The organism is Arenibacter sp. F20364 (genome assembly GCF_023015905.1).
Classification (GTDB): domain Bacteria; phylum Bacteroidota; class Bacteroidia; order Flavobacteriales; family Flavobacteriaceae; genus Arenibacter.
The window spans coordinates 144,895-156,451 of record NZ_JALKBD010000008.1 but is presented as its reverse complement, the minus strand read 5'-3'; the positions used below and the strand labels follow the sequence as shown (position 1 = coordinate 156,451).

Genomic DNA, 11,557 nt, shown 5'->3' with positions numbered 1-11,557 from the left:
ATCTAAACCTTCTTGGATATTGGCAAAAAAAAACCGATAGCCCATGTCCCAAAATAAGATTCAACGCCTCACAAATAATACTATTATAGCGCTACAAAAGCACATCACCGCAGTTACCACAAAAACTATATTTTGTTGCCTAGTTGCGTCTACCATATACCCTATAAATGGCTCCCCTGCACCTGCAAAAACGGAGGCAAAAGCGTTCATAACCCCCACTCCCGTGCCAGACCTTTTAACACCCAATAAATCCGGGCTTAAGGGCCAAAAACAGGATCGCGGACCGTACACTAAAAATCCTGCTGCAAACAATAGAATCAATCCACCCAATACACTTTCTTTTGGAACCAGATATATCATCAAAATCACCAGGCCAGCCAAACCCATGGATATGGCTATAGGTTTTGATCGATTTGATCTAAAGACCCTATCGGATAGTTGTCCAAAGAAAATCGCCCCCAAGGCCATTCCCACCGGTAGCGCTAAGGCAATCCATAAATTTGAGGAATCTTGTAATTTACTGCCCAAATAATACAGCGGTACCCACACCAGAAGTCCATAACGGGCCATATTTTGAAAACCAATGGAGATACACGCCAGAATAAACTTCCTATTCCCCAAAACATTTTTGTAGCGGTCTATAGATCTTTCCATGACTTGGGGACCAACGGATGCAGCATCCTCCTTTATGGGGTTAAACCCAGCATCCTCCGGTTTATCCCTCGCTATAAAATAGAAAATGACACAGCCTAAAAGAAGTAATAAGACCGGTAATCTAAAAAGCCATTGCCAATCCAGTTCATATACATGAAGGATAATTATGGACAATAGATAAATTAGGATCGAAGAACATCCAGCGGCAAAAACATAAAACCCAAAAGCCTTGCCTCTTTCCTTACCTCCCCACCAATTAGCAATTAAGCGGCTCCCAGGTGCCCAGCCCAATGATTGGGCAAATCCGTTAAAAGCCCAAAAAATCACAATCATCCAATAGGCGGTTACAAAACTTATCCCCCAGTTCAAGAAAACGGAAAGAAGGCCACCAATGGCCATCATCTTCCGTGCGCCATACTTGTCGGCCAAATTGCCATTTATAAACTGTCCTATTCCATATGCCCAAAGCAATGCCGCTCCGGCCCAACCTATTTGCTGCTTAGTAACATTAAATTCGAGTGCCATACCCTGAATGGCCCATCCAAAATTCTGTCTGCCCGTGTAATAAAAGAGGTAGCAGAACATTGCTGTAAAGAGCATTTTCCATTGGTATTTTCGAAATTGTGAACTATAGTTGGTCCTGGAATCCATTTAGTTTTGAAAATTTAATGAGACCCTGAACGCCATGTGATTTTTAGGCTCAGGCCACAACTCCACACCTTCCTCAAAATAAATGGACTGCCCCACAAGGTTGCCAAACACTCCAATCTTGGACGATAGTATCGCGGTCATTATTTCGCTAGCATTTAAGCCTAAAGAAAATTCCTTTTCTATAAACATTAAAAATTTCCAAGCATCCTTAAAAACCGGAAACCTGGCCTGAATGAAGTTCTCTCCAGTCATTAAATTTGATAAAAAATAAGATTCCAAACATAAAATCGACGCTTTAGAAATACCTCGTTTAAAAAGGCAATTCTTCAGGTTCAATATAAGAACTAACAACGGTTAATCTGTGCTTTTAAGGTTCCACTTCATGGCCGCTAAACCCCCGCCGATGAAGGACATGATAACGAAAAAATAAAAAAGATTATTCCATCCGAAATACTCGTTAATGGCAACCACAATAAAACCAGAGAACATTTGTCCAACAGACCCCATTCCATTGATGATACCGGCTGCCATGGCCGCTCCTTTGGTACCGCCCACATCCATAGATCCAGCAGTGCATATAAGGGAATCAGGGCCGTAAGTGGCAATTCCTATAAGGGCTATACTGATGATAGTCGCTATTTTTCCGTAGGGAACCATAAAGGGATGGGCCAAGCAGGCAAGGCCCAGTCCCAACATCATTAAGGAAACCGTACTAAAACGATTCGATTTAAAAATTTTGTCTGAACTATAGCCTGCCAGAATAACCCCAAAAAAGCCGATCAGCTCATATACCGAAGACATATATCCTGCATCACTGACACCATAATGCAAAGCCTTTTCCAAATACACCGGTAACCAAAAAAGAAAGGCATATCTGGTCATTTTAAGGATCATATAGCAACTGGAATAGATCCAAAGCGAACTATTGCGTAATAACAGGCCTAAAATTTTAAGTTTCTCTGCCTTTGCCCCTCCTTCAAATTCGTACTTATTCTCTACAATTTTGGGAATCCCAACGTCTTCTGGATTGTTCCTAGTAAATAAGAGATAGAGAATGGCTATAATAAATAGAATCAGCGATGGAAAAATAAAACCCCTTTTCCAACCCAGATCCGACAAGAACTCCATATCGAAAGCGGCATAAGTGGCAAAGATGGTAGCTAGAAAACCGCCCGTAACATAACAGGTAGACCACCACGACATAACTATACCACGTTCCGTCCGTTTAAACCATGGGGTCATATTCTTTATTAAGCCGCTCCAACCGGTAGATTGACCATATCCGTTCAAGGCTATTAAGAATATAATCACTCCTGCAGAAAAGGTCATTCCAAGAAATAAGTTTCCAATGGCAGCGAGAAACAACCCCACTGTAACCACCTTTCTAGGTCCAAAAGTATCGGATAGGTACCCATTAACAAATTGTCCGATGGTATATATCAAACTATATACAAAAATAATGGATGCGTAGTCAGAGTTGTCCAGCCCCAAATCCGCCTCCATGGAACTCCAGGTGACCGATAAGTTCTTCCTTCCAAAATAAAACCCGGCATAGGCGAGCCAAGTAAGAACAAATATTCTCTTCCTCCAATATTTTTGATCTACGGTTAAACTCATTCTTAGATTTTATTGGTTGGCAGTACTTAAAATTTAAAGACAAATCAAAAGAAAGCCTGTTTTAGGGAGGCTTCAACCTCGACCCTTATATTCCGAACAGCGCCCGAATGCCCGCGGATAAGCAGGCAAAAACGGACAAAACATATTAATTAATCACAAACTACCTTAACAATTAATAATTCAGGGATCTCGCTAATCGAGGTTATACTTTTAAAAATCCTATTTTGGTTAAGTACTCCTTTAAAACTTTCAGGAAATCTTGAATATCCGTGTAGTCAATCTGTCCTATATTGGATATCCGGAAAGTATCATAATTATTAACCTTACCTGGATAGATGGTAAAACCTCTTTCAAAGAAAAAATCGTGCATTTCCTCAAAATCATATTGATCGCTCTTTGGCTCAATGATGGAGGTTATAATTTTGGAATGATATTCCCTATCTATTAAATATTCCAATCCCATTTCCGAAATTCCTTCCAATAAGGTCTCCCAAGATTTGGAATATCTGGCATATCGTTTTTCAATAGTTTCCTCCTTAGTTTCAATAATGGCCTGTTTTAAGGCATAAAACGTTTGTACTGGAGGCGTAAACCTTGTCTGATGGGTTTTTTCAAAATAGGCATACTGCGCATATAGATTTAAATACAGGTTCCTCATGGGGATGGCTTCTGTTGCAATCAAAGCCTTCTTATTACATATAGCAAACCCTATTCCTGCCATTCCCTGAATATTCTTATTGGAACTTGCTGCCAAATAATCAATATTCATGGCCTTCATATCTACGGGTATAGCTGCAAATCCGCTCATAGAATCCACTATAAAACTTATATTGTAGGTGGAACATAATTCTCCTACTGCAGTAATATCATTTAGGAGACCAGTAGTGGTTTCGTGATGGATCACTGCCAAATGGGTCAATCCTTTTTCTGCTTTTATCACCTCCTCTAAGGCCTTTAAATCTATTGGCTCAATGGAAGAGGATTCAAAAACTACGGTATCAATCTTATATATTTTGGTAATCTGGCACATGCGCTTGCCATAGGCTCCATTATCTATGATAAGGATACGTCCATCTTCTGGCACTACAGAGCTTAAGATGGCCTCTACTGTGGCTGTCCCGGAACCCCCGAAAAAAACAGTGGCATACTCCTTAGGGTCGCCCACAAATTTGGTGATCTCGGTGGCGCAGTATTCCATAAGGTCGCCAAACTCTTTTTCTCGCGGACAAATATCGGTAACCGCTTGGGCCAATTTAACAGTATCTGTAGTGGTTGCCGGACCAGGATTGAGCAACACATTTCTTTTTATTTGCATGTATTATTTTTTTCGATTAAAATTTTGACTAACTCAAATAATTATTGAAAATTCAAAAGACCTCCTTAGGCTATATCCCAAGGCAAGGAATAGGTTTTTATATAGGTATACCCTTTCATGGTCTCAATGACTCCTTCCTTATACCCTAGGCCAGAATCTTTTACCCCACCAAAGGGTGTCCATTCCAATCGGTAACTCGGCGCCTCGTTCACATTAACGGTACCCGTATCCAATTCCGTGATAACCCTTTGTATGGACGGCCAGTGATTGCTCACTACTCCACCAGACAGGCCATATGGGGTATCATTGGCTATTTCTATTGCCTCATCCAAGGTTTTAAAGCGAATGATAGGGGCTACTGGGCCAAAGGTCTCTTTGGCTACCACTTCGTGGGCATTTTGCACATGATCCAAAACGGTAGGGGCGTAAAGGGCTCCATCACGCTTATGTCCTGCCAATAATATTGCTCCATTATCAATAGCATCTTGGACACGCGATTCCATTTCCATGGCAGATTCCTCCGTAATAACGGTACCCATATCGTTTTCGGCATTATAGGGATCCCCATATTTCAAGGCCTTTACTCGAATCGCCAATTTAGCTGCATAGTCATCAGCGATGCTTTCGTGTACCAAAATCCTTCTGATCGCGGTACAGCGCTGAGCGGAATTTTTAAAAGTTCCGGACATGGTTACTTCCACGGCCTCATCTATATCTGCGTCCTCAAGTACCAACAATGCTGAACTGCCCCCTAGCTCCAAAACCAACTTCTTATAACCAGCTTTGGATGCAATAATTTTTCCCACCCTACTACCTCCCGTAAAGGAGACCATGGTAATTTCCGGATGAACAGTCATCATCTCTGCCGTTGCCTGAACATCGGCTCCATTAATAACATTCAACATATTTGGCGGTAAGCCACAATCCAGCGCCAATTGAGCAAAATAATAAGCCGATAAAGGGGTTTTTTCTGACGGCTTCAGAACCACCGTATTATTGGTGGCAATAGCCGGAGCTATTTTGTGCACCACTTGGTTCATAGGGTGATTGAAAGGGGTAATACAACTTATAAGTCCCAAGGGAACACGTGTAGTATAGATTCTTCTAGGTTTCCCATTTTTAGAAACATCGCAGGGAAACACTTGGGAGTCGTCATCCAAAGCCTTCATGGCAGAAAATCGCAGCACATCCGAAACCCTACTTGCTTCATAACGGGTATCCTTTAAACAAAGTCCGGTCTCATCGGTAATCATTTTACTTACCTCATCCACGCGCTCTTCCAAGGCATTTGCTATCTTATTCAAGATATCATAACGTTCATACCTGGTAAGGTTAATTTTAGTATTCTTGGTATCCGTCAACACCTTGTCCAAGGTTTTTGTATCCATGGATGACACTCTACCTACCTGTTTTTTGGTATATGGATTATAAATATCTATCCATTCCCCGCTAACTACTTGCTTTCCATTAACTATATTTCCAAATTCTATCATAGTATTGCTTTAAAGGGTTTAGTTGGAGAATCCGTTACTCAAGAAATGGAACAGGTCAAAATTCCTACTGGCCCCAGACGCTAATTTAGCACTGTATTCAGCGTTTAGCTTCTTATTGAATATCATAGGCACCTCTTGACAGTGTTCCCCGCCATGAGATCTTAAACCTTCCTTCACTTTATCCAACTCATGCCAATCAGGGGTCCTACCAATAGTGGTCGCCGAATCTGCCAATACCACCAAGTCTCCAATTCTATCGCCGGGAAGTTCATATTCTTCAACGGCTTCGGCATTGGTAAGTACCTTTTCTATTCCGTCCAGGGACAACAAATAGTCCTTGGCCGCCTGCAACTGGGATTTATCTTCCAAATACAAGGTACCATAACCTCCCAAGGCACCGTGATGTACTACATAAGGATCCGTAATAGGTAAAATAACCCTCGATTTAATATTTTGGGCGTCCAAAAGTTGTTCTATAAACTGCACTTTTGGACTGCCATCTAGATTGGTCTTGGCCTGCATACCGTGATCGGCGGTTACACCGATAATAGCTCCCAACTTGTCCAGTTCCCCTAGCCAAAGGTCTATTTTTGACAAGAAATCGTTTGCATCCGGACTTCCGGGAGCATATTTATGCTGCACAAAATCGGTTGTTGTTAAATACATAACATCAAAATGTTCGCGCTTTAACAATTTGGCACCGGCCTCTATACAGTACACTGAAATATAGGGATCATAGATACCTGGTCTTTCCTTGCCCATTAATCCTTGCTCTACGTTTTCAATCCCGTTTTCCTCCATAGTGGCCTGATTGGCAAATTCTGCCGAAAAGCAGATACCATCCAAATTGTGGGCCAACATTTTGCGCAACTTATCCTTGGCGGTCACCACAGCCACTTTTCTACCGTTTTTACTTAACTCTGATAAAATGGTTGGCACCTTCAGATACTTAGGGTCGTTCATCATTACCTCTTCCTGAAGCTCGGTATCCCAATAAAAATTCCCGCAAATTCCGTTCACCTTGGGCGTAACCCCGGTAACAATTGCCATATTGTTCGGATTTGTAAAGGATGGAATCACACTTTTTACCATTCCCATGGAACCTTCCTTAATAAACCTTTGCAAATTGGGCATTACCTCCTTGGCGCCTTCGTAATAAGGATAAGAGGTTCCATCCATACATATTCCAATAATGGTCTGCTTTTGCCTAGGGTAATTTCTGTCGTTAATATTCATGTTTTAAAAAGTCTTTGAGTTTCTCATTAATTTTGCACTAAAGTACAAAAATTTTACTAATAGGATAATTTTTATAATTAAAAATAAAAGATATATAGGCAGGAAGAGAGAAGTATACTTGTCCAACAAAAATCAATTTAATATCAGGAAGAACAACGACATTGAGATTATTATATCGTTAGTTAAACACTAAATTAATTATGTGAAATGAGCTTTTTTTTAAATAAAAAAATGGACGCTATTGACCAACAAGGTCTAAACAAAAGTCCCTATTTCATTAATGAAATAGGGACTTACAAAATTGTGTAGGTGTATAATTACTAATCTATCAATCCAAAAGCTCTGGGCAGCCATAAGGAAAGTTCAGGAATATAAGTAAGAATCAATAAAACCGTCGTCATAGCAGCCAATAATGGCAATAATGGTTTTATCACCTTGGTAACCGGCACCTTGGCCACCCCGCTACCCACAAATAATAGGGTTCCCACTGGAGGGGTACAAACCCCTATACACAAATTGAGGACGATTACCATCCCGAATTGAACCGGATGCATGCCCAAGGCCATAACAACCGGTAAGAATATTGGTGTAAAAATAAGTACTGCCGGAGTCATATCCATAAAGGTACCTACTACCAATAAGGTGATATTTATAAAAAGCAATACCAATAAGGGATTTTTAACCGATTCCAAAAGGAAGCCCGTTAATGACTGTGGAATGGACTCGAAAGAGAACAACCAGGACATGGCCATGGAAGTTGCAATTAAGAACATCACTATTGCAGTAGTTTTGGCGCTGCGAAGAAGAATAGGCCTAAAATCGGCAAACTTAAGTTCCTTATTGACAAAACCAAGTAAAACAGCATAGACTACCGCAATAGCCGCCGCTTCCGTAGCGGTAAAAATACCTGCTACAATACCTCCCACGACTATAACCAATAAGGTTAAACTTAAAAAAGCATTCCTAAAATCGCGGAACAGCTTTTTAAAACCCACCCTTTCTTCCTTGGGCAGGCCTTTTTTTCTAGCATAAAAATACACCATCATCATAATGGCCAGACCTACCAAAATACCGGGTATATACCCAGCAATAAACAGCGCAGCTACCGATGCGGTACCTCCACTGGCCAAGGCAAAGATTATTAAAACGTTGCTAGGCGGGATCAATAGTCCTGTAGTTGACGCACTAATATTAACAGCAGCACTAAATTCCCTCGGATAACCGTCTTTAGCCATCTTTTCTGTCAAAGTACTTCCAATGGCCGATGCAGCCGCAATAGCCGACCCAGATATGGCCCCAAACAACATGGCGGAAATTATATTAACATATGCCAATCCACCGGGCAAACTACCGATAAGTGATTTCGCAAAGTCGATCAAACGATTCGCAATACCTCCCCGATTCATAATTTCCCCTGCCAAAATAAAGAAGGGAATGGCCAATAAGGCAAAATTATCGATACCTGTGGTCATTCTTTGACTTACCGTTGTGATGGAAGGCATGAACGCTATATTGATCAATAATGTGATCGTTGTTGAAATCCCAATGGCATACGCCACCGGCACTCCGTAGGCCAACAAACCCATAAAACTAATAAACAATACTAGGATACTTATGGTTTCAATACTCATCGTTGTTGGCGTTAAAGGTTATTTTAATATGATAAACGGAAAAGAAAATGATCATAAGGCCACAAATAGGCACAATGGCGTACACATAGCCAAGTGGCACCAATAAAGCAGGGGATAACTGCCCTAACTTTAAAGTAGTGTAGACTAAATTACCTCCACCAATAACCATAATGACCAAGGCGAAAATTGCCATAATCACCTGTATTATCCGGTGTCTTCTTTTCTGCTTGTCCACGGGGAGCTTTGACAATAAAAAATCCATGGAAAGATGACCTTCCTTTTGTCCATTGATATAGGCCGCACCCAAAACCGTTAACCAGATCAATGAAAATCTAGCGAATTCCTCCGTAAAAGAGCTAGATTGTCCTACCACATACCGGGAGACCACCTGCCAAACCACATCAAGCACCAATAAACTAAATATAAGTACTAACAATCCCTCAATGGCCCTATTCAATATTTTATACGTCGTGTGCATTATTGATTGTTGATTTCTTCGATTATTTTTTTCATCTTTGGATCCTTGATCAATTCCTCCAAAATAGGCTTGGTCTTTTCAACAAAGGGAGTTTTATCCGGATTATAGATTTCCACATTTGCCTCTTTTAAGATTTTCATACCCTCCTCTACGTTTTCCTTCCAATATACTTTTTGTTTTTTCACGCTTTCAACTGCCGCATCTTGCAACCATCCTTTTTCAGTATCGCTCAGGGTATCCCAAAATTTGGTACCTACCACCACTACGTCCGGTACCATACTATGCTCGTCCAAGGTATAGAATTTGCAGACCTCGTAGTGATTGGAGGTTACAAAGGAAGGAACATTGTTTTCAGCACCATCCACCACTCGCTGTTGAAGAGCAGTATAAAGCTCCCCATAGGCCATAGGGGTAGCGGACCCCCCAAGATCATTTACCATATTAACGGCCATTTGATCGTTCATAACCCTGATCTTTTTTCCCTTTAAATCGTCTGGAGTTTTAATAAAGCCGTCCAAAGTATAAAAACTTCTACTGCCCGCATCATAAAAACACAGGCCACGCAGCAGATATTCGCTACCTCCTTCCAGAAGCTCCTGTCCCACTTTGCCCTCCAGGACATTGAACATATGTTCGCTGTCCCTAAACAAATATGGCACTCCCAAAACTCTATATTCCGGCGCAAAACTGGACATGGCGGCGGCACTTACCTTTGTCATGGCCACGCTGCCTATCTGCAACAATTCCAACACTTCCCTCTCCGTGCCTAATTGGCCATCAGGGAATATTTTAATCTGCAACTTCCCTCCAGATTTTTCCTTGAGTGCTGCTTGCATGGCTAGGATTCCCTTATGAACCGGATGGGTTATGGGTAAGGAATGGGCAAAGAATAAAGTCTTGTGATTAGTTATATCGGAGCAAGAGTTTAAGCCTAAACACGCCAAAACACTGATCGCAATCACCAATTTCCCCATTAGGGTTTTATAAACCTGCATATACATTTTTTTATATGTGCGTTAACGTTAACGAATACAAATATAGATTTTATATCCAAAACTTTAAATATAGTCTTTTTTTAAAATTTAACAACAATTATAGCCATTTACCTATAGCCTTCCCATTAATAATCCCTCAATTTTACATATTTATGAATATTTCTAAAGAAACATTTCCCTAATGCCTTTTTCCAGACCATAGAGCTCAGCCATTCCAATGCCCCTTCCTATTAGCGAATACCCAGAGTAAAACTCATCTTTCCTTTTTTTATCGTCCAACAAAACATGGCCATGATCCGGCCTGATGGGTATGGCTACCTCTCCCAATCCACAATCCTTTCTCCTTTTTTGTTCCTTTACAACCTCCAGCATTATCTTGGCCATAGGTAAGGAACCATCCAAATGCGCCGCTTCATAAAACCTGCCGTCTTCCTCCCTGGAAACATTTCTAAGATGCAAAAAATGAATTTTCGGTCCAAAATCTCTTATAATTTTAAGTAGGTCATTGGAAGCAACTGCACCCAAAGAACCCGAACAAAAGGTTAATCCGTTACTAGGGGAAGGAATACAATCCAAAATATATTGCAGATCTTCGTAGGTCGATGCAATGCGAGGAATACCAAATACCGGGAATGGAGGGTCGTCGGGATGCAAAGCCATTCTTATGCCCAGTTTTTCGGCCTCAGGTATAACCGCTTTTAAAAAATAAGCCAAATTTTCCCTAAGTACCGGCTTTTCAATTTTACTTACCTCCTCCAAGGTGGCCTTAAAATCGGAAAGGGGAATGGCAACCTTGGAGCCAGGCATCCCGGCCAATATAGCACTTTTCAGCAGCTTTCGCCCCTGCTGGTCCAAGGCATTGTAATACTTTCCGGCCTTATGGACCATTTCATCACCATAGACCTCGGCTGCCCTATCCCTTTGCAGGATATACAAATCAAAAGCAGCTATTGCCACGGGGTCGTACAATAAACTTATTGCCCCTGTTGGAAGCACATAATTCAAATGGGTACGGGTCCAATCTATCAATTGCATAAAATTATAGCAGACCACCTTAATATTGTTTTCTGCCAAATTCCGAAGGGTTTCAATATAATTCTTTACGAAGATGTCCCTTTCCGGTAAGCCGTATTTGATTGCCTTGTGTATATTAACGCTTTCCACCACGGACCATTCCAGTCCATTGTCCTCAATGTCCTTTTTGACACTTCTAATAGTTTCGGAGGACCAAACCTCACCAATAGGCACTTGATGGCAGGCGGTTACCACGCCCTCCACTCCGAGTTCCTTGATATCCCTGAGGGAAACTCCAAAACTGGGCCCGAACCACCTAAGTGTTTTCTTTAAATATTTCAATTATATGCGTTCTTAAAAAGTTATTACTTTGTAATAATGAGGACTTGCGGACAGTATTTGTATTACACTTAACATAAAACTCATGGCAATCCCTATATGTGCGAATACACACCCCTAACTCCTCTCAAGAG

At 41.2% G+C, this 11,557-nt stretch carries 10 protein-coding genes; all 10 read right to left on the bottom strand.

Annotated elements, in window-relative coordinates:
• Window positions 1-60: 60 nt before the first annotated feature.
• The 10 genes from MWU84_RS08700 to uxuA all read right to left on the bottom strand — a co-directional run bounded on the left by MWU84_RS08700 (window position 61) and on the right by uxuA (window position 11,426).
• The gene (locus tag MWU84_RS08700; protein WP_246900685.1) at window positions 61-1,305 is read right to left on the bottom strand and encodes an MFS transporter; all 1,245 of its coding nucleotides are present in this window, start codon (window positions 1,303-1,305) and stop codon (window positions 61-63) included.
• Window positions 1,306-1,557 carry a hypothetical protein gene (locus MWU84_RS08695; protein WP_246900683.1) on the bottom strand — a complete coding sequence of 84 codons (252 nt, stop codon included), beginning with the start codon at window positions 1,555-1,557 and terminating at the stop codon, window positions 1,306-1,308.
• A gap of 102 nt (window positions 1,558-1,659) precedes the next feature.
• A complete protein-coding gene (locus MWU84_RS08690; protein ID WP_246900681.1) occupies window positions 1,660-2,922 on the bottom strand; it encodes an MFS transporter in 1,263 nt (420 codons plus the stop codon).
• A gap of 202 nt (window positions 2,923-3,124) precedes the next feature.
• On the bottom strand, window positions 3,125-4,237 hold the full coding sequence (locus tag MWU84_RS08685; protein ID WP_246900678.1) for a 2-aminoethylphosphonate aminotransferase: 1,113 nt from the start codon (window positions 4,235-4,237) through the stop codon (window positions 3,125-3,127).
• 65 nt (window positions 4,238-4,302) lie between these two features.
• On the bottom strand, window positions 4,303-5,730 hold the full coding sequence (locus tag MWU84_RS08680) for an aldehyde dehydrogenase family protein (RefSeq protein WP_246900676.1): 1,428 nt from the start codon (window positions 5,728-5,730) through the stop codon (window positions 4,303-4,305).
• An 18-nt stretch (window positions 5,731-5,748) separates the two neighbouring features.
• Window positions 5,749-6,966 carry a phosphonoacetate hydrolase gene (gene phnA / locus MWU84_RS08675; RefSeq protein WP_246900674.1) on the bottom strand — a complete coding sequence of 406 codons (1,218 nt, stop codon included), beginning with the start codon at window positions 6,964-6,966 and terminating at the stop codon, window positions 5,749-5,751.
• A gap of 320 nt (window positions 6,967-7,286) precedes the next feature.
• A complete protein-coding gene (locus MWU84_RS08670; RefSeq protein ID WP_246900673.1) occupies window positions 7,287-8,597 on the bottom strand; it encodes a TRAP transporter large permease in 1,311 nt (436 codons plus the stop codon).
• Complete coding sequence (locus MWU84_RS08665; RefSeq protein ID WP_246900671.1) at window positions 8,587-9,075, bottom strand: TRAP transporter small permease; 489 nt, start codon at window positions 9,073-9,075, stop codon at window positions 8,587-8,589. Before MWU84_RS08665 ends, MWU84_RS08670 begins: the two co-directional genes overlap by 11 nt.
• Window positions 9,075-10,070, bottom strand: coding sequence for a TRAP transporter substrate-binding protein (locus MWU84_RS08660; protein ID WP_246900669.1), 996 nt, complete (start codon window positions 10,068-10,070; stop codon window positions 9,075-9,077). The genes MWU84_RS08665 and MWU84_RS08660 overlap by 1 nt, the downstream gene beginning before the upstream one ends.
• Window positions 10,071-10,232: 162 nt before the next feature.
• On the bottom strand, window positions 10,233-11,426 hold the full coding sequence (gene uxuA / locus MWU84_RS08655; RefSeq protein WP_246900667.1) for a mannonate dehydratase: 1,194 nt from the start codon (window positions 11,424-11,426) through the stop codon (window positions 10,233-10,235).
• Window positions 11,427-11,557: the final 131 nt, after the last annotated feature.